Raw genomic sequence first — 22,126 nt, forward strand, 5'->3', positions numbered from 1 at the left:
ATCGGACTCACTCGGCCTCCACCCGCCGGCGCGCCGCCACCTCCTCCACCGCCGCCACCACCGCGTCCGTCGCCGTGTAGTGCAGCATGTGGCCGATGCCCGGCAGCACCGTCAGCGTCGCGCCCGGAACCGCGCGCGCCATCGCGGCGGCGTGAACCTCGGTACGCACGATCGGGTCGATGTCGCCCGCCACGATCGCGGTCGGGACGGCGATCTCCGGATAGCGCGGGCTCTGCCGCTCCAGGAAGGCGTGGAGACCGTCGAGGTCCTGCAGGTTCGCCAGGAAGGTGGCGGGGCGCAGCACCAGGGGCACCCGCGCACCGTCGAGATAGTCGGGCGGCAGGGTCTGCGGGCGAAACACCACCTCGGCGAAACGGTCGAGATAGCGCAGGCCGAGCGGGGCCGCGATCGTGCGCGCGGCGAGCCACATCAGGACCCGCCCGACCGGGGAGCGGTACCAGCCCGCATAGCCCGACACCGTGCCGCCCGGCCACGGATAGAGGGCGGGGGCGAGGAGCACGAGGCCCGAGACCCGCTGCGGCGTGTCGAGCGCGAGGCTGGCCGCGAGCGCCCCGCCCCAGGAATGGCCGACCACCAGGGCCGGCCCGGCGCCGAGCCGCTCCAGCGCCTCGGCGATCAGCCGCGCCTGCACGGCGGGCGAGGCGGCCTCGGCCCCGGCGAGGCGGTCGCTCCAGCCGAAGCCCGGCCGGTCGAGGGCGAGCACCCGGAAGCCCCGGCCGGCGAGCCGGCGGCCGAAGGCCTGCATGGGATCCATGCCGTTCGCCGAGGCGCCGTGGAGCAGCACCACCGTGCCGCGGCTCTGCTGCCCCTCGCCGGGGCCGGCCTCCAGCACCGCGAGGTGACCGCCCACCACCGGCACGCGCCGCCCGGCCGGGGGATAGCGCGCCTCGACCTGGAGCGTGATGATCCAGGTGGCGAGGGCGGCCAACGCGATCAGGGTGGCGACGAGGCCGAGCGTGGCGGCCGCCAGGAGCGTCAGCACGCGCGCGGCCCGCCGCAGCCCGCGCCGCTCATCGCCCGGCATCGTGCGGGGCACGCCCGGCCCGGATCACAGGTCGCGGCCGTCGACGTCGGGGGCGAGGCGCTCGATCGCCTCGCGCAGCTTGCCCATGCGGGGGTAGAGGTCCTGCGCCTTGCGGAAGGCGGCGAGCGCCCGGACCTTGTCGTCGCTCGCCATGTAGATGTGGGCCAGCGCGGCCCAGGCCTCGAAGTGCCGCGGCTCCAGCCGCAGCGCGCGGTTGAGGTCGGCGAGCGCGCTCGCCTGATCGTCGAGGAGGTAGAAGGCGGTGGCGCGGCGGCTCCAGCCCTCGGCCCAGCCGGGCTCCAGGGTCACGACCCGGTCGAGCAATTCGACGGCGAGCGCGGTGTCCTTGTCCTTGAGGGCCTGTCCGGCGCGGCTGGCCAGGAGGTCGACCGTGTCGCTCCCGGAGCGGTCGAGGCGGCGCTCGATGAGCTGCGCCACGCCGCGGGCCTCCGGGTCGTCCTTCGCGGCCTTGAGCCGGGCGAAGAGGTCGTCGAGCGTGGGAGGCGGTTTGGGCGCCTCCTTGGGAGCGGCGCCCTGGGGAGCGGCACCCTGCTCCGGGCCGGCGGCCCCGGCCGGCGGTGCGGCGAAGGCGAGCCCGGCGATGAGGGTCAGGGCGACGGTGAGGCGGCGCATGGCCTCATCGTCGGATGCAGCCGCGATGCGGTCAACGCGATGGCTTGCCGCGGCCGAAAGGGGGACGCATCCCCCTGCCCTCAGCCCTGGCGGGCCTTGTAGCGCTTCTGCGTCTTGTTGATGACGTAGACGCGGCCCTTGCGGCGCACGATCTGGTTGTCGCGATGCCGGCCGCGCAGCGACTTCAGCGAATTGCGGATCTTCATGGGACTACGGTCTCGCGGGTCTCGGCCGGCTCCGGCCGGCGCCTGGCGGGGTTGAACGGAACGGCCGGCCATCGTCGGCCTTTTCGGGCCGAACGCCGGGGTCGGGCGACGCGCAGCACCGCCCGTGGTGCGGTGGCGTTTACCTCCGCGGCCCGAAAAGTCAATGGCACCACCGTGCAACCGATCGGCCCGGGTCGCCTTGATTCTGCGGCGCCCGCAGGGGCGCGGCACGGGAGGAGAGATCATGGCCGGCAACGATTCCCAGCACAGGCAGGGCCCCAGCGTCGACACGGTGGATCAGCTCAGCAGCGTCGTGCTGCTCGGCCTCGCCGCCGCCGGGGGTGCGGTAGCGGTCATTCTGTCGTCACTGGTCAGCTGAACGCGCTCCGGGCCGGCGCGCCGGCCCGGGAGGCCCGCGCCGCCGTTGGCGGTGGCGCGGCCGTTCACGGCTTGCGGCCCCCCAGCGAGCGGTAGAGGCTGAGCCGCGCCCGGACCACTTCGCGGCCCGCGCCGTCGTGGCCGGTGCGCTCCAGGCTCCGGCCGGCCCGCGCCTGCAACGCCTTGACGGTGGCGAGCGGCACGATCGCCAGCCCGGCCTCCGCCAGGGCATCGCCGTACGCGGCGATCGCCGCCCGGGCGAGGTCCTCGGCCGCGGCCTCGTCGATGCCGAGCGGGACCTCGCGGAGGCTGTCCTGGGCCTGGATCGCCAGCGCGACGCGCCGGGTGACGACAGTGCTCATTCTGACCTCGCCTGGATGCGCCCGCCCTGTCGGCGGCGAAAGGGGCACGGGCGTCGTTGCCCGTGCGGTGCGCGATGGCACCGACCGGAATCCGGCACGGCCCCGGCCGTCAGCGGAAAGGCACGCGACAATTCTGCTTAAGCTTTTGATGTTGAACCATTTTCGCCGAATCGATGACCGCCTCGGCGAATGATGCTTAGCCGCCGAGTGTGTCGGGATGATTGCATGGTCCGGCCGTGGGGCGGCGGCCGCGGCGGGCTCGTTCTGGCGGCTTAGTCCGATCGGCCGATCACGAAATAGGCACACAGCTATCAAGTTAAAATACATCATTAACACAATTTATGCAGTAATTATCAGGCGAATACCGTCCAATGGCCTGTGAAAATGAGCGATGATTCAGTGTCGGAACGTTTGGCGTTCCTCGAAATTGATCGAACCACGGTGTCGGAACTGCCACAGCTGTGGGCCGTCATCGGGCCTGCCCTGCCGCAGGTGCTGGCCCGGTTCTACACCAAGATGACGGCGGTGCCGCATCTCGCGGCGATGATCGGCCGGCAGCAGGACCGGCTCGTGACGGCGCAATCCTCGCATTGGGAGCGTCTGTTCAGCGGGCGGTTCGACGCCGACTACGTCGCCGGCATTCGGCGCATCGGCCGCGTCCACCACACGATCGGGCTGGAGCCGCGCTGGTACATCGGCGGCTACGCCTTCGTGCTGAACGAGCTGGTGCGGCTCCTGTCGGAGCGGGCGGGGTTGGGCGGGCGCCGGAGGCTCGCCCGGCAGGTCGCGGCCCTCAACAAGGTGGTGATGCTCGACATGGACTTCGCCATCTCGGTCTACCAGGACATGCTGGTCGAGGAGCGCCAGCGCAAGGGACAGGTGCTGTCGGGGGCGATCGCGACCTTCTCGGAGGCGGTGCAGGCCAGCCTCTCGGTGTCGGGCGCGGCCGGCGACGACTTGGCGCGGAGTGCCGCGACGCTGGACGCCGCCACCGCCGAGGCCGGCGGCATCGCCGACACCGTCGCGAGCGCGGCCGGACAGACCTCCTCCAACATGCAGGCGGGCGCCGCCGCCGCCGAGGAACTCGCCGTCTCGGTGCGCGAGATCGGCACGCAGGCCGGCCGCTCCGCCGAGGTCGCCCGGCAGGCGGTCGAGAGCGCGCAGCGCACCGAGCGCACGGTGAGCGGGCTGGCCGAGCAGGCGCGCGGGATCGGCCAGGTGGTCGATCTCATCAACCAGATCGCCGGGCAGACCAACCTCCTCGCCCTCAACGCGACGATCGAGGCGGCGCGGGCCGGCGAGGCGGGCCGCGGCTTCGCCGTGGTCGCCACCGAGGTCAAGGAATTGGCCGGCCAGACCGCGAAGGCCACCACGGAGATCGGCGCGCGCATCGGCGCGATCCAGGACGCGACCCTGCGCAGCGCGGCCGACATCCAGGAGATCGTGCGGGTGATCGGCGACGTCAGCGCCATCGCGACCGCCATCGCGGCGGCCGTGGAGGAGCAGACGGCCGTCACCTCGGACATCGCCCTGACCGTGCAGCGGACCGCGACGAACACGCAGGAGGTGGCGGGCACCATCGAGACCCTGCGGGGCTCGACCGCCTCGGCCGCGTCGGCGGCGCAGGGCGTGGTCGCCGCGCGGGCGACGCTCGGGACGCAACTCGCCCGGCTGCGCGCCGACATCGACCGCTTCCTGGAGACCGCCCGGGCCGCGTGAACTCCTCCCATGCCGGGCCGCGCACGGCACCCGCGACGACGGCCGCCGCCCCGCCGCCCGTCCGTCTCCCGCGAGGACTGCGACAGGGTGGCCCAGCCCTGCCGATGCCGGGGACGGAACTCGCCCTCCTTGACGTCAAGCGGGCCCGCCATACCTGCCGGGATCAGTACTCCTGTATAGTATGGTGGGAGGTTCCTTGCTCCGCTCCTTCGACGAAGCCGCCGCCCCCGTGTCGCTGGCCGAGCCCGTGCGCGATCACCTCGGCCATCTGCTGCGCGACCTCTACGCCGCGCACCAGAGCGAGGAGCTGTCCGCACCGCTCGCCGCCCTGCTGGGCCGGCTGACCCAGGCCCTCGCCGAGCAGTCCGACGCGGATGCGCGGGCCTTCCATGCCGGGCTGATGCGGGCGCTGCCTTCCCTGCGCGCCTTCGCGCTCAGCCTCGCGGGCCGCTCCGCCGAGGCGGACGATCTCGTGCAGGAGACGGTGCTGCGCGGCTGGCAGAACCAGCATCGCTTCCAGCCCGGCAGCAACCTCGACGCGTGGCTGTTCACGATCATGCGCAACATCTTCTACTCCCTGCGCCGCAAGCGGTCGCGGGAGGTCGAGGACGACGACGGCCAGTACGCGGCGACGCTCGCCGTGGCGCCCCGCCAGGACCACGGGATCAGCCTCGCCGAGGTGCAGACGGCACTGGGGCGGCTGCGCCCCGACATGCGCGAGGTGCTGATCCTCGTGGGCGTGCAGGAGGTGAGCTACGAGCAGGCGGCGCAGATCATGGGCGTGGCGATCGGCACCATCAAGAGCCGGGTCTCGCGCGCCCGCACGCAGCTCGCCGCCCAGCTCGGCTATACCGGCCAGGATCTCGACGGGGACGCGCTGATCCGCTCGGTGATGTCCGCGAGCCCGGCCCGGATGCCGCGCTGAGACCCGGCCGCGCCGGCCCCGGTCTTGGTCCCGGCTACAGCCGGTAGCCCATCCGCAAGCCTCCCCAGTGGCGGCCGTGGACGCGGATCGGTGCCGCGATCTCGCGCAGCATCAGAGGGCGGCTGCGGCCCTCGGGGCGGCACATCTGCACCACGAAGGGCCGGTTCGAGCGGGCCGCGGTGAGGCCCGCGGGATCGTCGTGGAAGCGGCGGTGGCGGGAATGGCGGTCGTTCCAGGCCGGGTCGTCCGGGCGCGGCGGCTGCGAGAAGCGGCGGTTGTGCACCGGCGCGTAGCCGTTGCGGTCGACCGCGAAGCAATGGGCGAGGCGCTCGTCCCCGATCAGCAGCGGCTCCAGGACCGGCGGCAGGATCTCCTCCAGGGCCGGCAGCGCCGCCGTGAGGTAGCGTGGCGGGTCGGTGCCGGGCAGCGGCCGGTAGGCCTCGTCGAACAGCGCATCGCGGCCGAGGAGCCCGGCGGCGATGGCGGCCTCCAGCGCCGCACCGACCTGCGCGGCACCGGCCTGCGCCGCCGCGACCAGCGGCCGATGCTCCGCCTCGATCCGCGCCATCGCCTGCCGCACCGCCTCGGGGACCGGCTCCGCGAAGGCGCAGTGCAGCCCGCGCGCGCTCGCTCCCGCCACCCTCACCCGCACCGGGCCGAGGGGCCGCACCGCCAGGGCGAGCGGCGTGCCCGCGGCGGGCCGCAGGCCCTCCGGCGGGGCGAGCAGGAGCCCGCCGCGGCCGAGGTCGAGGATCCGCCCGACGCCGAAGGTGCCCACCCGGGCCGGCAGGTCCACGGGGTAGCGGTCGTGGATCCGGCGGTCGCCGATCTCGGCTTGGCGCAGGGCGGCCACGACCCGTGATCCCAGCCCGTCCGTCTCCCCCGTCGCCCCGGCCTCCGCGAGCGTGCCGAGGGTGCCGGCCATCGCGGCGGCCTCGGCGGCCAGATGGGCGGCGGTCTGCGCCTGCCCGCGGCTCGCGGCGTTGAGCGTGTCGAGCACCGGCCCCAGGCCGCCGACCAGGGCCTCGGCGGCACGCGCCGCCTCGATCGCGGCCGCGGCGCAGCCCGCCCGGTCGCCGAGGCCGCGCAGGGAGGCGGCCGTGCGGCTGCCCTCGGCGGACAGGGCCCGCACCGCCTGCGCGAGCTGCACGATCCCCTCGCCGGCCTCGCCGAGCCGGGCCGCCTCGACGGTGGCCTGGAGGGCCGCCAGATGGGCGCGCCGCGCCACGCCGGCGAACGCCGCCGCGAGCGCGTCGATCTCGCCCGCCGCCTCCGCGAGCGGCAGGGCGGACCGGGCGGCCTCGCCGCAGTGCAGGCGCGCGAGGCCGAGATGGCGTCCGGCCTGCGCCAGCACCTCGCCGGCGCCCGCGCCCTCGCCCGACAGGCTGCCGCAGCCCTCGGCGACGCGGTCGGCCGCCCGCGCGAGATCCGCCACGGCGCCGGCCGCCGCGGCCGGTCGCGCCGCGCCGGCGGCCCGCGCGACCTCCGCTTCCACCAGCGCGATCGCGTCCCGGCCCGCACGGACCGGATCGGCGCGCGCCGCGGAGGCGTCGGCGGGGCTGTGATGGCCCGGGGCAATGCGGGAGCGGTCGATCCGGCGCATGGCGCGATTGGGCGCCACACCCCCTTAAGGCCGGCTTAACCCTGCGGCCGGCCCGGCCGGGATGACGGCGCCGCGCCGCGCGCGGTGTTGCACCGGTGCGGCCAAGCGTGGCAAGGAACGGCCAGCCCCGAGTGGCGAGGGTCCCCCGCCGTGCCCCACGGTCTGCCGACCAGAACCTGCGCCACCCTGCGGATCGACGGGGCGGTCCGGTCCCTCCGGGCCGGCAGGCCGCCCCGGCGGAGCGCCTCCCGGCTCGGCGGCCTCCTCGTCGTCCTCGCCGCCGCGGCGATCCCGGCCCGCGCCGATCCGCTGCCCTCGCCGGTGCGCATCGCCACGGAAGGGGGCAAGCCGCCCTTCAACTACGTCGAGGACGGCAAGCCGGCAGGGTTCGAGGTCGAGCTTGCGCAGGCGCTCTGCACCGCGGCCAAGCTCACCTGCACCATCGTGCTCCACCAGTGGGACGGCATCATCAAGGGCCTGGAGGCCGGTGCGTACGACGCCATCATGGCCTCGCTCGCGATCACGCCGAAGCGGCGCGCGCGGGTGGCCTTCTCGCGGCCCTATTACCGCATCCCCTCCGCCTTCATGGCGCGGCGCGACGCCGTGGCGGACCGGCTCGATCCGGCCTCGCTGAAGGGCCGCGCGGTGGGCACCGCCGCGCATTCGCCCCAGCTCGCCTACCTGGAGGCGCGCGCGCCCGAGGCGGACATCCGCAGCTTCGACACCCTGCGGGATGCCGGCTACGACCTGCGGCTCGGCCGCCTCGACCTCGTGTTCGGCGACAAGCTCGCGTTGTGGCGCATCCTCGAACTGCCGGATGGGGCCGCCTGTTGCCGGCTCGTGGGGGACGCTCCCCCGGGGGACCCGCTGCTGGGCGAAGGCATCGGCGCCGCCTTCCGCAAGTCCGACACCGACCTGCGCGATGCCTTCGATCGGGCGCTCGCGGCGATCGTCGCGGACGGCACCTACGACCGCATCCGCGCCAAGTACCTGCCCTTCGACACGAAGTAGCGCGACCGGCGCGGCCGCGCGTGAGCGGCCGTTCGACGGCCGCAGGCTTTGCCGTTCGATGGCCGCAGGCTTGGCCGTTTGACGGCCACGCCATGCCCTCACTACACGGGGCCGCCCGGCGTACCGGGCGGGCAGGGAGGAATCAGCATGGCGAAGGTCGCGTTTCTCGGTCTCGGCGTGATGGGGGCGCCGATGGCGCGCCATCTCGCCGCCAAGGGCCACGAGGTCACGGTCTACAACCGCACGGCCGAGAAGGCGCAGGCCTGGGTCGCCGCGCATGGCGGCCGCAGCGCCGCCACCCCCGCCGAGGCCGCCGCCGGCCAGGAGATCGTCTTCGCCTGCGTGGGCAACGACGACGATCTGCGCCAGGTCGCGCTCGGTCCGGACGGCGCCTTCCCGGCCATGCGCGCGGGCGCGGTCTTCGTGGACCACACCACCGCCTCCGCGGACGTGGCGCGCGAACTCGCGGCGGCCTCGTCCGAGCGCGGCTTCGATTTCGTGGACGCGCCGGTCTCCGGCGGGCAGGCCGGCGCCGAGAACGGCGTGCTCACGGTGATGTGCGGCGGCGATCCCGAGATCTACGCCCGGGTCGAGCCGGTCATCATGGCCTTCGCCCGCTCGTGCCGGCTGATGGGGCCGGCGGGCTCGGGCCAGCTCACCAAGATGGTGAACCAGATCTGCATCGCCGGGCTGGTGCAGGGCCTCGCGGAGGGGATCCACTTCGGCAAGCGCGCCGGGCTCGACATCGAGGCCGTGCTCGACGTGATCGCCAAGGGCGCGGCCGGCTCCTGGCAGATGGAGAACCGCGGCCGCACCATGAACCAGAACAGGTTCGACTTCGGCTTCGCGGTCGACTGGATGCGCAAGGACCTCGCGATCGTGCTGGCCGAGGCCCGCCACAACAAGGCGCTGCTGCCGGTGACGGCCCTCGTCGACCAGTTCTACGCCGAGGTGCAGACGCTCGGCGGCGGGCGCTGGGACACGTCGAGCCTGATCGCGCGCCTGGAGAAGTAGCACGCGGCCCGCTCCCTGCCCCTGATGTCGGCGAGTGTGCGCCCCGGCGAACCGAATGCTGCGGCGCACGTTACCCAGGTGAGCGGTGACCGCTCCGCAAGGTCCGGTTCGTCGTCCTTGAGGGTTCTGTCCTCGAGGAGTCTGGTCGCCGCACGTCAGTCAGGAGCAACGATGGCCTTCACCAAGCTCATCACCTACGTGGTCGCCGCCGGGTTCGTCTGCATGCTGATCGTCACCGGCATCGGAACGGTCGACGGGCTGATGAGCCGGCAATAGGGCGCGCCCCATCGGCCGTCGGGCCGGCGCGGTCTCAGCCGCCCGCCAGCCTGGCTGCGTCCTCCGGCGCCAGCCAGCGCCACCCCTCGCCCACTTGGTGCCGGAACCACGTCACCTGCCGCTTGGCGTAGCGGCGGGTATCCGCTTGGCCCCGCGCCACGGCCTCCTCGCGCGGGAGCGCGCCGTCGAGGAAGGCGATCAGCCCCGGCACCCCGTGGGCGCGCATCACCGGCAGCATCGGGTCGAGGCGCCGCTCCCGCAGCGCCCGCACCTCGTCGAGGGCGCCCTCCTCCATCATGGCGAGGAAGCGCGCGTCGATGCGCGCGCGCAGGGCCGCGCGGTCCGGCACCAGGAAGATTTTTTCGCACGCGAACCCGGCCAGCGGCCCCGGCCGGCGGGTGCCCTGGAAGGCCGCGAGCGGGCGGCCGGTGGCGGCCAGGACCTCCAGGCCGCGCAGCACCCGCAGGCGATCGCCAGGCGCGATCCGCGCCGCCCCATCCGGGTCGCGCCGGGCGAGGTCCGCGTGGAGCGCGGCGGTCCCGCGGGCCTCGGCCTGCGCCCGGACGGCGGCCCGCACCGCCTCGGGCACGGGCGGGATCGCGGACAGGCCCTCCAGCATCGCCTTGAAGTAGAGCCCGGTGCCGCCGACCAGCACCGGCAGGCGCCCCGCCGCCCAGGTCTCGTCCAGCACCGCCTCGACATCCGCGAGGTAGTGGCCGACCGAGTAGTTCACCGCCCCGTCCACCTGCCCGTAGAGGCGGTGGGGCGCCTGCGCCTCCTCGGCCTCGCTCGGCCGGGCGGTGAGCCGGCGCAGGTCGCCGTAGACCTGCATCGAGTCGGCGTTGATGACCACCCCGTTCCGCGCGCGGGCGAGCGCCAGCGCCAGCGCCGACTTGCCCGAGGCGGTCGGCCCTGCGATGAGGATCGCCTGACGCCCCACCATTGTCGCTCCCGACGCCGTGCCGGGCCAGACGAGTGCCGTGATGACCCTTGTGGCGACCCTGATAGCAAACCCCGCGCGCCCCGCCATCACCGACGCGGTCCTGGCCGAGACCCGCCGGGTGCTGGCGACCGAGCACCAGCCCCGCATCCTGCACGGCGAGGTCGCCGCCGAGGTGCTGGTCCCGGGCGCGCCCGAATCCGCGCCGGCCCTGGCGGAGCGGCTGCGCCACGCCCTCGGCGACGAGCCGATCGACGTGGCCGTGCGCCCGGCCGACGCCCACCGGCGCAAGCGCCTGTTTCTGGCCGACATGGACTCCACCATGATCGAGCAGGAATGCATCGACGAACTCGCCGACAGGGTCGGGCTCAAGGACCACGTCGCGGCGATCACCGAGCGGGCGATGCGCGGCGAGATCGCCTTCGAGCCGGCCCTGCGCGAGCGGGTCGCCCTTCTCGACGGGCTGCCGGTCGGCGCCATCGACGAGGTGATCGCCGAGCGCATCACGCCGACGCCGGGCGGCCGCACGCTGGTGCAGACCATGCGGGCGCACGGCGCCTATGCGTGTCTCGTCTCGGGTGGGTTCACGCTGTTCACCGGGCCGGTGGCGGCCCGGATCGGGTTCGACGAGCACCGGGCGAACCGCCTCGTGGTGGCGGACGGGCGCCTCGCGGGCCGGGTCGAGGAGCCGATCGTCGGGCGCGATGCCAAGCGCGCCACCCTGATCGAGCTGCGCGACCGCCTCGGGCTCGCCCCCGCCGAGACGCTCGCGGTGGGCGACGGGGCCAACGACCTCGCCATGCTGGAGGAGGCCGGGCTCGGCGTCGCCTTCCGCGCCAAGCCCGCCGTGGCCGCGGCGGCGCAGGCCCGCGTGCAGCACGGGGACCTCACGGCCCTTCTCTACCTCCAGGGCTTCGCCGCGGCCGAGTTCGTGGCCTGAGCCGCGGCCGTCGTCGTTCGCCCCGCTCCCGCACCCTGCGCATCATGGCGACCGGACTGATCTCCCATCCCGACGGGCACGACCGCTGCTGGTGGCCGGGCCTCGACCCGCTCTACGTCGCCTATCACGACACCGAATGGGGCGTGCCGGAGCTCGACGACAGGGCCCTGTTCGAGAAGCTGATCCTCGACGGGTTCCAGGCCGGCCTGTCCTGGATCACCATCCTGCGCCGCCGCGACGGATTCCGGCGCGCCTTCCGGGGCTTCGAGCCCGAGATCATCGCCCGGTTCGGCGAGGCCGAGGTCGAGGCGCTGATGGCCGATTCCGGCATCATCCGCAACCGCGCCAAGATCGTCGGTACGGTGCGGAGCGCCCGCGCCTACCTCGCCATCCAGGAGCGCGGCCCGGGCTTCTCGGCCTTCCTGTGGGACTTCGTGGACGGGCGGCCGCTGCAGGGATCCGCCCGCGACCGGGCGGACATCGCCACCGAGACCGAGGTGTCGCGCCGCCTCTCGAAGGCGCTCAAGGCCGAGGGCTTCGGCTTCTGCGGCCCCACCATCGTGTACGCCTTCATGCAGGCGGTGGGCATGGTCAACGACCACCTCGTCGGCTGCTGCCGCCACGCACCCTGCGCGGCCCTGCCCGGCCCCAGGGGACATGCCGCGCGCTCCGGCCCCGCCGCATGAGCCGGCCGCCGCGCGCATGGCAGCGCATGCTCTCGGGCCGCCGCCTCGACCTCCTCGACCCCTCCCCGCTCGATGTCGAGATCGGCGACATCGCCCACGGGCTGGCCCGGGTCGCGCGCTGGAACGGCCAGACTTTGGGGCCGCACGTCTTCTCGGTGGCCCAGCACGCGCTCCTGGTCGAGGCGATCGGCGCGGGCTTCTGCCCGGAGGCGAGCGCGCCCGAGCGGCTCGACCTCCTGCTGCACGACGCGCCCGAATACGTGATCGGCGACATGATCTCGCCCTTCAAGGCGGCGATCGGCGACTCCTACAAGGCGGTGGAACTGCGGCTGCTCGCGGCGATCCGGCTGCGCTTCGGTCTCAGCGCCCAGCCGGCCGCCGCGATGCAGCGGCTGATCAAGCGGGCCGACCGGCTCGCCGCCTTCCTCGAAGCCACGCGGCTCGCCGGCTTCTCGCGCGCGGAGGCCCTGAAGGTGTTCGGCCGGCCCGAGCCCCTGCCCGCCGCACTCGATGCGCTCCTCGTCCCCTGGCCCACCGCCGAGGCGCAGGACCGCTTCCTTGCCCGTTTCCACGCGCTCGCGGCATCTCCCGTGCGCCCGCCCGCCTGCACAGAGGCCTGACCGCCGTGCCGACCCTCCACGTCTGCTCCCTCTCGCGCCTGCCCGAGACCGTGGCCGCGGTCGGCGCCAGCCACGTCGTCACCCTCGTCACCCGCGGCACGGTGGTCCGGCGCCCCGCCACCGTGCGGGCGGACGACCACCTGATCCTCGGGATCAGCGACATCTCGGCGCCGACGCTGGACCACGTCCTTCCCGAGCGGCCGCATGTGGAGGAATTCCTGGCCTTCCTGCGCGCCTGGGACCGGGCGCGGCCGCTGGTCCTGCACTGCTATGCCGGGATCAGCCGCTCGACGGCGGCGGCCTACATCGCGGCCTGCGCGCTCCATCCGGACCGGGACGAGGCAGAGCTGGCGCAGCGCCTGCGCCGGCTGTCGCCCTCCGCCACCCCGAACCGCCGCCTCGTCGCGGTGGCGGACGAGGTTCTGGGCCGCGACGGCCGGATGGTCGCGGCGATCGCGGCGATCGGGCGCGGCGCCGACGCCTTCGAGGGGGAGCCGTTCTGCCTCGCGATCGAGTGATGGCCCGCCGGCGCCCGCACCCTGGCGCGTGCGCCGGATCGGCGTAGCATGGCTGGATCCGGACCGGAGCGGAGCTGGCCATGACGACGCTGTTCGAGGAGCGCGAGCGGGCCTTCGAGAGGCTGTTCGCGCACGAGGAGGAGTTGCGGTTTCTCGCCCTGGTGCGACGCAACCGGATGATCGGGACCTGGATCGCCCGGCGGATCGGGCTGAGCGAGGCGGAGGCCGAGGAGTACACGCGCCGCCTCGTCGAAACCGTGGCGATCCCGCTCACCGACGAGGCCCTGGTGGCAAGGCTGCGCGCCGATCTCGACGCCCGCGGCGTCGAGGTGCGCGACCTGCCCGGCCTCGTCGCGCGCTGCGCCGCCGAAGCGGCCCGGGAGGTCAGGGCGGCCTGAAGGGTCTCACACCAACGGCCCAGGATGCCGACGCGTCGATCTCGATCCCGGGCAAGCCCGGGAAGCCGACGCATCGATCCCGATCCCGGGCAAGCCCGGGATCGAGGGGGCCGTTGAGGCATCTCGATGGTTCGACGTCAAATCAGAGATCTGGCGACCAATCGAGCACCGAACCGGCGGTCATGTCCAATGACTGCCGGTCTCAGAAGAAGGTCGGCCGCGCGCTCGCAGTGTGCTCCTTCAGCACGGTGCCGGTGGCGGGGTCGACTTCCTTGAGCACCACGTCGTAGCCCCAGAGGTCGGCGAGGTGCTGGAGCACGCGGTGCGCCTCGTCCTTCTGCAGCAGGACGCGGTTGAGCACCCGGTGATGCAGGATCAGCTTGCGGTCCCCTTCCAGGTCGACGTCGATCACCTCGATGTCGGGGTCGAGCCACGCCACGTCGTATTGGCGCGCGAAGGCCCGGCGCAGGCGCCGGTAGCCGCGCTCGTCGTGGATCGCCTCGACCCGCAATTCCGGCTGGTCGGGATCGTCCACCACGTGGAAGAGCCGCAGCTGGCGCATCAGGCGGGGCGAGAGGAACTGCGCGATGAAGCTCTCGTCGCGATAGTTCTCCCAGACGTCGCGCAGCACCCCCATCGCGTCGCCGGAGCCGGCGATGTCCGGGAACCACGCCCGGTCCTCCTCGGTCGGCTCGGTGCAGATGCGGGCGATGTCCGTCATCATGGCGAAGCCGATCGCGTAGGGATTGTGGCCGCCGTAATGCCGGTCCTCGTAGGTCGGCTGGCGGATGACGTTGGTGTGCGATTGCAGGAACTCGAGGTAGGCCGCCTCGCTGATCCGCCCGGTCTCGGAGAGCCGGGTCATGATCCGGTAGTGCGAGTAGGTGGCGCAGCCCTCGTTCATCACCTTGGTCTGGCGCTGCGGGTAGAAGTACTGCGCCACATGGCGGACGATGCGCAGGATCTCGCGCTGCCAGGGCCGCAGCCGGGGCGCGGCCTTCTCTAGGAAGTAGAGGATGTTCTCCTGGGGCAGTTCGAGCAGCGCCCGGCGGCGCTCCACCGACAGGTCCGGCTTGTCGGTCTTGGCCTTGGCGGGAAGCGTGCGCCAGAGGTCGTTGTACATCCTCTCCTGGTGCTCCTTGCGCTCGCGCTCGCGGCGCTGCTCGGAGGAGAGGTCGGGACGCTTCTTGCGCGGATAGCGGTGGACGCCCTGGTTCATCAGCGCGTGGGCGGCGTCCAGCACCGCCTCGACGGCGCCGTGGCCGTAGCGCTCCTCGCAGCGCGAGATGTAGCGCTTGGCGAAGTCGAGATAGTCGAGGATGCCCTCGGCATCCGTCCACTGCCGGAACAGATAGTTGTTCTTGAAGAAGTGGTTGTGCCCGAAGGCGGCGTGCGCGATCACCAGCGTCTGCATCGTCGCCGTGTTCTCCTCCATGATGTAGGAGATGCACGGATTCGAGTTGATGACGATCTCGTAGGCCAGCCCCATCAGGCCGCGCCGGTAGCCGGCCTCGTGCTGGGCGAAGTGCTTGCCGAACGACCAGTGCTTGTAGAAGAGCGGCATGCCGATCGACGCGTAGGCGTCGAGCATCTGCTCGGCGGTGATGATCTCGATCTGGTTCGGGTACCAGGAGAGCCCCAGTTCCGGCCCGGCCACCGCCTCGCAGGCGTCGTGGATGCGCCGGATGGTGTCGAAGTCCCAGTCGTTTCCGGTGAACAGGGGCTCGCCCGTCCGGATCAGGGCGGGGCTGGCGAGCCGGGTCGTCCCGCTCGGGGCTGAACTCATCGGAGCCTGGACCTCTCGTATCCTCCGGCGGACCGCTCTCCCCGGCCCGCCCCGTCAGGGGTGTTCAGGGCGCCGCCGTCTCCTGCCCGGCCTTGCGGGCGAACAGCTCGCGGAAGACCGGGTAGATGTCGCGCCGGTGGTTGACCTTGCGCATGGCGAGCACGGGATTGGTCTTGGACACCGGCTCGTAGGTCCGCCACAGGGTGGTGCGGTGCTCGACGAAGCCCGCCCGCGGCCCGGTCTCGTCGCCGACCTCCAGGTAGGCGAAATGCTGGCAGGCCGGCAGGATGGCCGAGCGCAGCAGGTCCTGCGAGGTGGTCGAGTCGCTCGACACGTTGTCGCCGTCCGAGGCCTGGGCGGCGTAGATGTTCCAGTCCTCGGGGTTGTAGCGCTCGGCGACGATCCGCTTCATCTCGACGAGGGCCGAGGAGACCAGCGTGCCGCCGGTCTCGCGCGAGCCGAAGAACGTCTCCTCGTCCACCTCCTTGGCTTGGTCGGTGTGGCGGATGAAGACGATCTCGACGTGCTTGTAGCGTCGCACCAGGAAGATGTGCAGCAGGATGTAGAACCGCTTGGCGAGGTCCTTCATGTGCTCGGTCATCGAGCCCGAGACGTCCATGAGGCAGAACATCACCGCCTGGGCCACGGGGCGCGGATAGGCCTCGAAGCGCCGGTAGCGCAGGTCGATCGGGTCGATGTAGGGGATGCGCTGCGAGCGGGTGCGCACCCGCTCCAGCTCCGCCAGGAGGTCGGCGAGTTCGGGCGCGTCGGGGTCGCGGGCCTCGATCTCCCGGACCTGCGCCTCCAGGGCGGCGAGGTCGTCGGCCTTCGGCCGCTTGAGGGCGATGCGCCGCGACAGCGAGTTGCGCAGCGTGCGCGTGAGCGCGAGGTTGGCGGGCGAGCCCGACACCATGTAGCCGGCCCGGCGCAGCGCCTCCGTCTCGACCACGGCGAGGCGCCGCTTGGCGAGGTCCGGCAGTTCGAGGTCTTCGAGGAAGAGTTCGAGGAACTCCTCCCGGGTGAGCACGAACTGGAAGGAATCCTCGCTGTCCTGGCCGCCCTCCCCGGCCTGGCCGCCGCCGCCGCCCGACTGACCGCGCGGCGGGCGTTCGATCGTGTCGCCCTCCACGTAGGTCTTGTTGCCCGGCAGGATGTGGTTCTGCACCCCGCTGCCGGGGGAGCGCACGAATTTCGGCTCGCGCACGCCGTCCGCCGGGACGGTGACGCTCGCTTCCTTGTCGATGTTGCGGATGTCCCGGTCGCGCGCCGCCTCCCGCACGGCGCGCTGCGCCACGTCGCGCACGCGCCGCAGGAAGCGCTGCCGGTTCGCCAAGCTCTTGCCGCCCGGATTGAGGCGTCGGTCGATAATGTGCATCAGACCACGTTTCCGATCACGCCCATCCTACCCTACCGGGCGGCATCCGGCATCACCCGCGACACCGCCGGCGCGTCAGCCCGCCTGCTTCACCCGCATGTACCATTCCACGAGACGGCGGACCTGCCGCTCCGTGTAGCCGCGGGCGCGCATGCGCTCGACGAACTCGCCGTGCTTCTTCTCGGTCTCGCTGTCCTTCTTCGAGCCGAAGGAGATGACGGGCAGCAGCTCCTCCACCTGGGAGAACATGCGCCGCTCGATCACCTCGCGGATCTTCTCGTAGGAGGTCCAGGAGGGGTTGCGCCCGCCGTGCTGCGCCCGCGAGCGGAGGGCGAACTTCACCACCTCGTTGCGGAAGTCCTTCGGGTTGGCGATGCCCGCCGGCTTCTCGATCTTGGTCAGTTCCTGGTTCAGGAGCTCGCGGTTGAGCAGCTGGCCGGTCTCCGGATCCTTGAAGTCCTGATCCTCGATCCAGGCGTCGGCATAGTCGATGTAGCGGTCGAACAGGTTCTGCCCGTAATCGTGGTAGGATTCGAGGTAGGCCTTCTGGATCTCGTGGCCGATGAACTCAGCGTAGCGCGGCGCGAGTTCCCCCTTGATGAATTCGAGGTAGCGCTTCTCGGTCTCGGGGGGCAGCTGCTCGCGGCGCAGCGACTGCTCCAGCACGTACATCAGGTGGACCGGATCGGCCGAGACCTCGGTGGTGTCGTGGTTGAAGGTCGCCGCCATGACCTTGAAGGCGAAGCGGGTCGAGATCCCGTCCATGCCCTCGTCGACGCCGGCCGAGTCCTTGTATTCCTGCAGCGAGCGGGCGCGGGGGTCGACCTCGCGCAGCGACTCGCCGTCGTAGACCCGCATCTTCGAGAAGACGTTGGAGTTCGGGTGCTCGCGCAGGCGCGAGAGCACCGAGAAGCGGGCCAGCATTTCCAGGGTGCCGGGCGCGCAGGGCGCGGCGGCGAGTTCGGAGCCGGAGACCAGCTTCTCGTAGATCCGCTGCTCCTCGGTGACGCGCAGGCAGTACGGCACCTTGATGACGTAGATCCGGTCGATGAAGGCTTCGTTGTTCTTGTTGGTCTTGAAGCTCTGCCACTCGGCCTCGTTCGAGTGGGCGAGGATGATGCCGGAGAACGGGATCGCGCCGATGTTCTCGGTGCCGACGTAGTTGCCCTCTTGCGTCGCGGTGAGCAGGGGGTGGAGCATCTTGATCGGCGCCTTGAACATCTCGACGAATTCGAGGATGCCCTGGTTCGCCCGGTTGAGGCCGCCGGAATAGGAATAGGCGTCGGGATCGGCCTGGCTCAGGGTCTCGAGCTTGCGGATGTCAACCTTGCCGACGAGCGAGGAGATGTCCTGGTTGTTCTCGTCCCCCGGCTCGGTCTTGGCAACCGCGATCTGGCGCAGGCGCGAGGGGCGCACCTTCACCACCTTGAACTGCGAGATGTCGCCGCCGAACTCGTCGAGGCGCTTGAGGCACCAGGGGCTCATCAGCCCGGTGAGGCGGCGGCGCGGGATGCCGTAGCGCTCCTCGATCGCCGGCCCCATCGTCTCGGGGTCGAACAGCACCAGCGGGCTCTCGAAGACCGGGCTCAATTCGTTGCCGGCCTTGAGCACGTAGATCGGGTGCACCTCCATCAGGGCCTTGAGCCGCTCGGCCAGGGACGACTTGCCGCCGCCCACCGGTCCGAGCAGGTAGAGGATCTGCTTCCTCTCCTCCAAGCCTTGCGCGGCATGGCGGAAGAACGAGACGATCCGCTCGATCGTCTCCTCCATGCCGTAGAATTCGGAGAAGGCCGGGTAGATCCGGATCGTCCGGTTCATGAAGATCCGGCCGAGGCGTGAGTCCCGCGCCGTGTCCACGAATTCCGGCTTGCCGATCGCCTCCAGGATCCGCTCCGGGGCGCTAGCGTACATCAGGGGGTCGTCGCGGCACGCTTCAAGGTACTCGGTCAGCGACAGTTCCGCGTCGCGCCGAGCCTCATAGCTGCGGGCAAAGGTCTGAAATAGGTCGCTCGCTGACGGCATTGGCATCCCGAACCCTCACGACATCGCCAGCTTCATCCTGTCCCGCCTCGGATGCAATCGATATCCCCATGTTTGTCGCAGTGCGGCGACGGGCAGACTGCGCAGGCGGGAGCAGCGTGGCCCCGAAACGGGGCGGAGTTGCGCCCGCGCCGTCGCGACCGTGCGGAAAGTCCGTGGCCCGCCAAGGCGAAAGGGTGGCGGGCTCCGCCCGTGTGTTCGAAAGGACACGCCGATCGGCGATCTTCGAACCGGCCGTCCGTACGGCCCGCGCCGGCGGCATGGAGGAAACGCCGGCCCGGGGCGGGACGTTCCGGGCACATCGCCCCAGGGGGCGATGTGCCCGAGGGGGCGGGCGCCCTCAGAGGTCGGTGGTCTCGGACTTGGCGCCGCCCGGCCCGCCGACCTTGATCTTGATCGTCTCGACCGTGGTGTTGCCGTCCGCTCCCTTCACCTCGACCGTCACCTCGTCGGTGCCGGTGAAGCCGGCCTTGCTCTCGTAGAACACCGCCTGGACGTTGGCCTCGGTGTTCGGGCAGCGGTAGGTGGCGGGGGTCTTGAGCTTGCCGGCGCGCTGGATCAGCGACCCGTTCTTCGGCCCCGTGGTGATCTTGATCTCGGGCTGCGGCCCGAGCGAGCAATCCTTCTTCAGGTTGGGGGCGAGCAGGATGCGCACCTGCTTGCCGGACGCGACCGATTGCTCGCGGGTCTTGGTGGTCTGGGCGAGGGCCGGGCCTGCGAGCACCGCACAGGCGGCGAGCGTCAGGAGGGGGCGGATCATGAGCGTGTCTCTCCGAGGAAGCGCTGCGGCCCCGATGTGGGGAGCGCGCCGACCCGCGTCGAGTCCGCCGGGCTGACCCAGGAGCACTTTCCGCGCGCCGGACCGACGAGGCGCCCGCCCTAATGCAGCGTCAGCATCACCGCGAGGTTGAACAGGCCCAAGAGCGCGATGCCGGCCAGCCAGAGCCAGTAGCCGCGTCCCTCGACCGGATAGTCGCCGAACATCACCGCTCCCCGCCGCTGCCGGAGGATTGCAGCACCGCCATCACGGCCCCGGTCACCCGGGCGATCTGCGTCGGGGTGAACTCGCCCGACAGGGCCGTGCCGAGCTGCACCTCGATACGCTGGCGCTCGCCCGCATCCCCGATCGGGTCGGCCGGGATCTCGGCTTCGGCGAGCCCGCAGGCGTCCCGGATGGTGTCGGCGGCCCGCCGCAGGGTGGCGCGCTGGTCGGGCGTCATGTCCCAGAGCGGGTGGCGCAGGCGCGCGATCACCCGCTTGGCGTCGCGGTAGTCGCGGTCGACGTTGGTCAGGGCCTCGATCTGGCTCACCAGCAGGACGAGTTCGAGCACGTCCGCGGTCGCCTCCGGGCAGGTGCGCACGATGCGCATCAGCCGGGCGATCAGCGCGGTGGTCGGAGAAGCGTGGCGGGACGGCTCGGCCATGTCCGCCTAACTCCCTTCGCTCTGCAAGGTTCTCGGCAAGGTTCTCGGCAAGGTTCTCGGCAACGTTCCCGCCGCCGGGTGCGCGTCGGACCGCTCCTCGTCGTCCCGGCCGGTCCGCCACGCGGCGAGCTGCGCCCGGCAGTCGCGCAGGGTCGCCAGGGCACGCCCGAGCGCCGCCCGGTCGGCGGGCGACAGGGCCGGCCTCGCGCCGTCCGCCGGCGTGCCGTCCGGCTCCGCCTCCGGGAAGGCCGCCGGGGCGACCTGCTCGCCGCGGCCCACCGCCTGGACGAAGCGCATGCCGCGCTCGCGCAGGATGCGCTGCACGCCGCGGATCGTGTAGCCCTGCCCGTAGAGAAGCTGGCGCACGCCGCGCAGCAGGTCGACGTCGTCGGGCCGGTAGTAGCGCCGGTTGCCGCCGCGCTTGAGCGGCCGGATCTGCGCGAAGCGGGTCTCCCAGAACCGCAGCACGTGCTGGGGCAGGTCGAGATCCTCCGCCACCTCGCTGATGGTGCGGAACGCATCCGGAGCCTTGTCGCCGGCCGCTTCGGCCGCCGCGAGCGTCGTCATGCGCGCGACCCTTCAGCCTCCGTCGTTCCGGGGACCGCGCCCCGGGCGCTCAGCCCTCGTCGGGCTCGGCGGGATCGCCGTTGATGCGGGCCTTGAGCACGTTCGAGGGCTTGAACACCATGACACGGCGCGGCTCGATCGCCACCTCGACGCCGGTCTTGGGGTTGCGCCCCACCCGCTTGCCCTTCCCCCGCACCACGAAGGAGCCGAAGGAGGACAGCTTCACGGTCTCGCCCGCGGCCAGGCAATCGCAGATCTGGGCCAGCACCGTCTCGACCAGGGCCGCCGATTCGGTCCGCGAGAGGCCGACCCTCTGGTAGACGGCCTCGGTCAGGTCAGCCCGCGTGACCGTCTTGCCTGCCATCCTGCTGCTCCCCGGCGGCTCTTCAAAAACCGTCATATGTGTATGATCGTGCACGCTAATCCGCGCCGGTCGCGGGGTCAACCGGGAGTCGTGCGGTTTCCGGGGCAATCGGGTGAGCCCAATTGCGCTGCCTTGTCGACGGGGCCTCAGGCGCCGGCGGCCGCATCGGCGGCCTCGGCTTCGCTTGGCCATGCGTCCGAGAGGAAGACTGTCCTCTCGGACCCGCGCCGCGGGGCGCTCGTCGCGCCCGCCCTCTCGATGATCGGGCTTCGCCCGGGGGCCCTGGTGCGGTTTCTCGGCCGCGCGCCGTTCACCAGCGGATGAGGGCGCTGCCCCAGGCGAAGCCGCCGCCGATCGCCTCGATCATCACGAGGTCGCCGCGCTTGATGCGCCCGTCGCGACAGGCCGCGTCGAGGGCGAGGGGAATCGAGGCCGCCGAGGTGTTGCCGTGGCGGTCCACGGTCAGCACGACCTTCTCGCGGGCGATCCCGAGCTTGTCGGCCGAAGCCTCGATGATGCGGCGGTTGGCTTGGTGGGGCACGAACCAGTCGAGGTCCTCCGCCGTGGTGCCGGTGGCCCGGAACGCGTCCGCGATCACGTCGGTGACCGAGCCGACCGCGAAGCGGAAGACCTCCTTGCCGACCATCCGCAGCTTGCCGGTGGTGCCGGTGGAGCCGGGGCCGCCGTCCACGAAGAGCTTGTCGCGGTAGCGCCCGTCCGAGCGCAGGTGGCTGGTGAGCACCCCGCGGTCGCCCGCATGGCCCTCGCCGGGCTGCGCCTCCAGCACCAGCGCGCCCGCGCCGTCGCCGAACAGCACGCAGGTGGTGCGGTCCTCCCAGTCGAGGAGGCGCGAGAAGGTCTCGGCCCCGACCACCAGCGCGCGCCGGGCGGCGCCGGTCGTCAGGAACTTGTCGGCGGTGGCGACCCCGTAGACGAAGCCGGCGCAGACCGCCTGCAGGTCGAAAGCGGCGCCGCCGTGGATGCCCAGCCCGTGCTGGATCTGGGTCGCGGTGGACGGGAAGGTGTGGTCCGGCGTCGAGGTGGCGCAGATCACGAGGTCGATGCTCGCCGGGTCGATGTCGGCGGCGGCGAGCGCGGCCCGCGCGGCCTTGACGCCGAGCACGGAGGTGGTCTCGTCGGGCTCCGCGATGTGGCGCTGGCGGATGCCGGTGCGCTGCACGATCCACTCGTCGGAGGTGTCGACGCGGGTGGCGAGGTCGTCGTTGGTGACGACGGTCCGCGGCAGATAGGAGCCGCAGCCCCGCACCACCGAGCGAAGGCGGGTCATGGCGGGTG

24 protein-coding genes are annotated in these 22,126 nt (G+C 72.2%); 10 read left to right on the forward strand and 14 right to left on the reverse strand.

From position 1 onward, the window contains the following. Positions 1-7: 7 nt before the first annotated feature. The 3 genes from MFF61_RS03690 to ykgO form a co-directional block, all read right to left on the reverse strand. On the reverse strand, positions 8-1,045 hold the full coding sequence (locus MFF61_RS03690; RefSeq protein ID WP_238233835.1) for an alpha/beta fold hydrolase: 1,038 nt from the start codon (positions 1,043-1,045) through the stop codon (positions 8-10). Positions 1,046-1,069: 24 nt separating this feature from the next. Further along, positions 1,070-1,678 carry a hypothetical protein gene (locus tag MFF61_RS03695; protein WP_238233766.1) on the reverse strand — a complete coding sequence of 203 codons (609 nt, stop codon included), beginning with the start codon at positions 1,676-1,678 and terminating at the stop codon, positions 1,070-1,072. Between the two features lie 80 nt (positions 1,679-1,758). Continuing rightward, a complete protein-coding gene (ykgO, locus tag MFF61_RS03700; protein WP_015932380.1) occupies positions 1,759-1,884 on the reverse strand; it encodes a type B 50S ribosomal protein L36 in 126 nt (41 codons plus the stop codon). Positions 1,885-2,128: 244 nt separating this feature from the next. On the opposite strand from ykgO, the gene MFF61_RS33825 reads away from it, so the two are divergent. Then, positions 2,129-2,263: a hypothetical protein gene (locus tag MFF61_RS33825; RefSeq protein WP_283205962.1), complete on the forward strand. Its 135-nt coding sequence runs from the start codon at positions 2,129-2,131 to the stop codon at positions 2,261-2,263. A 64-nt stretch (positions 2,264-2,327) separates the two neighbouring features. On the opposite strand, the gene MFF61_RS03705 is transcribed toward MFF61_RS33825, so the two are convergent. Beyond that, entirely contained in the window at positions 2,328-2,624 is a 297-nt protein-coding gene (locus MFF61_RS03705) for a hypothetical protein (protein WP_238233767.1), read from the reverse strand. Positions 2,625-3,008: 384 nt separating this feature from the next. On the opposite strand from MFF61_RS03705, the gene MFF61_RS03710 reads away from it, so the two are divergent. Further along, positions 3,009-4,343, forward strand: coding sequence for a globin-coupled sensor protein (locus MFF61_RS03710; protein ID WP_283205963.1), 1,335 nt, complete (start codon positions 3,009-3,011; stop codon positions 4,341-4,343). A 196-nt stretch (positions 4,344-4,539) separates the two neighbouring features. Then, positions 4,540-5,268, forward strand: coding sequence for a sigma-70 family RNA polymerase sigma factor (locus MFF61_RS03715; RefSeq protein ID WP_238233769.1), 729 nt, complete (start codon positions 4,540-4,542; stop codon positions 5,266-5,268). A gap of 34 nt (positions 5,269-5,302) precedes the next feature. Here MFF61_RS03715 and MFF61_RS03720 read toward each other — a convergent pair whose 3' ends face one another. Further along, positions 5,303-6,871, reverse strand: a complete 1,569-nt coding sequence (locus MFF61_RS03720) for a methyl-accepting chemotaxis protein (protein WP_238233770.1) — start codon at positions 6,869-6,871, stop codon at positions 5,303-5,305. 150 nt (positions 6,872-7,021) lie between these two features. Between MFF61_RS03720 and MFF61_RS03725 the strand changes: the two genes are divergently transcribed. Then, positions 7,022-7,882 (forward strand): ABC transporter substrate-binding protein, encoded by an 861-nt coding sequence (locus tag MFF61_RS03725; protein WP_238233771.1) that lies wholly within the window; start codon positions 7,022-7,024, stop codon positions 7,880-7,882. Between the two features lie 147 nt (positions 7,883-8,029). Next, positions 8,030-8,896: an NAD(P)-dependent oxidoreductase gene (locus MFF61_RS03730; RefSeq protein ID WP_238233772.1), complete on the forward strand. Its 867-nt coding sequence runs from the start codon at positions 8,030-8,032 to the stop codon at positions 8,894-8,896. Between the two features lie 310 nt (positions 8,897-9,206). Here the strand turns inward: MFF61_RS03730 and miaA are convergent, their stop codons facing one another. After that, the gene (gene miaA, locus MFF61_RS03735; protein WP_238233773.1) at positions 9,207-10,115 is read right to left on the reverse strand and encodes a tRNA (adenosine(37)-N6)-dimethylallyltransferase MiaA; all 909 of its coding nucleotides are present in this window, start codon (positions 10,113-10,115) and stop codon (positions 9,207-9,209) included. A 40-nt stretch (positions 10,116-10,155) separates the two neighbouring features. Here miaA and serB point away from each other — a divergent pair, with 40 nt between their 5' ends. From serB to MFF61_RS03760, 5 genes are all read left to right on the forward strand, one after another. After that, positions 10,156-11,052: a phosphoserine phosphatase SerB gene (gene serB, locus MFF61_RS03740; protein ID WP_238233775.1), complete on the forward strand. Its 897-nt coding sequence runs from the start codon at positions 10,156-10,158 to the stop codon at positions 11,050-11,052. Between the two features lie 44 nt (positions 11,053-11,096). Then, on the forward strand, positions 11,097-11,738 hold the full coding sequence (locus MFF61_RS03745) for a DNA-3-methyladenine glycosylase I (protein WP_238233776.1): 642 nt from the start codon (positions 11,097-11,099) through the stop codon (positions 11,736-11,738). After that, entirely contained in the window at positions 11,735-12,358 is a 624-nt protein-coding gene (locus tag MFF61_RS03750) for a YfbR-like 5'-deoxynucleotidase (RefSeq protein WP_238233777.1), read from the forward strand. Before MFF61_RS03745 ends, MFF61_RS03750 begins: the two co-directional genes overlap by 4 nt. 5 nt (positions 12,359-12,363) lie before the next feature. Then, positions 12,364-12,876: a tyrosine phosphatase family protein gene (locus MFF61_RS03755; protein WP_238233779.1), complete on the forward strand. Its 513-nt coding sequence runs from the start codon at positions 12,364-12,366 to the stop codon at positions 12,874-12,876. Positions 12,877-12,956: 80 nt separating this feature from the next. After that, positions 12,957-13,274: a DUF1476 domain-containing protein gene (locus MFF61_RS03760; RefSeq protein WP_238233780.1), complete on the forward strand. Its 318-nt coding sequence runs from the start codon at positions 12,957-12,959 to the stop codon at positions 13,272-13,274. A gap of 202 nt (positions 13,275-13,476) precedes the next feature. Here the strand turns inward: MFF61_RS03760 and MFF61_RS03765 are convergent, their stop codons facing one another. The 8 genes from MFF61_RS03765 to MFF61_RS03800 form a co-directional block, all read right to left on the reverse strand. Beyond that, positions 13,477-15,060 carry a SpoVR family protein gene (locus tag MFF61_RS03765; protein WP_238233781.1) on the reverse strand — a complete coding sequence of 528 codons (1,584 nt, stop codon included), beginning with the start codon at positions 15,058-15,060 and terminating at the stop codon, positions 13,477-13,479. 64 nt (positions 15,061-15,124) lie between these two features. Further along, positions 15,125-16,435, reverse strand: a complete 1,311-nt coding sequence (locus MFF61_RS03770) for a YeaH/YhbH family protein (RefSeq protein ID WP_238233782.1) — start codon at positions 16,433-16,435, stop codon at positions 15,125-15,127. Positions 16,436-16,510: 75 nt separating this feature from the next. After that, the gene (locus MFF61_RS03775; RefSeq protein WP_373324558.1) at positions 16,511-18,463 is read right to left on the reverse strand and encodes a PrkA family serine protein kinase; all 1,953 of its coding nucleotides are present in this window, start codon (positions 18,461-18,463) and stop codon (positions 16,511-16,513) included. Positions 18,464-18,815: 352 nt separating this feature from the next. Further along, positions 18,816-19,235 carry a 4-aminobutyrate aminotransferase gene (locus MFF61_RS03780; protein ID WP_238233783.1) on the reverse strand — a complete coding sequence of 140 codons (420 nt, stop codon included), beginning with the start codon at positions 19,233-19,235 and terminating at the stop codon, positions 18,816-18,818. A gap of 223 nt (positions 19,236-19,458) precedes the next feature. Beyond that, entirely contained in the window at positions 19,459-19,899 is a 441-nt protein-coding gene (locus MFF61_RS03785) for a hypothetical protein (RefSeq protein ID WP_238233784.1), read from the reverse strand. Positions 19,900-19,905: 6 nt separating this feature from the next. After that, on the reverse strand, positions 19,906-20,466 hold the full coding sequence (locus MFF61_RS03790) for a MerR family transcriptional regulator (RefSeq protein WP_238233785.1): 561 nt from the start codon (positions 20,464-20,466) through the stop codon (positions 19,906-19,908). A 49-nt stretch (positions 20,467-20,515) separates the two neighbouring features. Next, a complete protein-coding gene (locus tag MFF61_RS03795; protein ID WP_238233786.1) occupies positions 20,516-20,830 on the reverse strand; it encodes an integration host factor subunit alpha in 315 nt (104 codons plus the stop codon). A 310-nt stretch (positions 20,831-21,140) separates the two neighbouring features. Beyond that, positions 21,141-22,118: a beta-ketoacyl-ACP synthase III gene (locus MFF61_RS03800; RefSeq protein WP_238233787.1), complete on the reverse strand. Its 978-nt coding sequence runs from the start codon at positions 22,116-22,118 to the stop codon at positions 21,141-21,143. Between the last annotated feature and the right edge of the window lie 8 nt (positions 22,119-22,126).

The organism is Methylobacterium isbiliense, from assembly GCF_022179325.1.
In the GTDB taxonomy this organism is placed as follows: domain Bacteria; phylum Pseudomonadota; class Alphaproteobacteria; order Rhizobiales; family Beijerinckiaceae; genus Methylobacterium; species Methylobacterium isbiliense.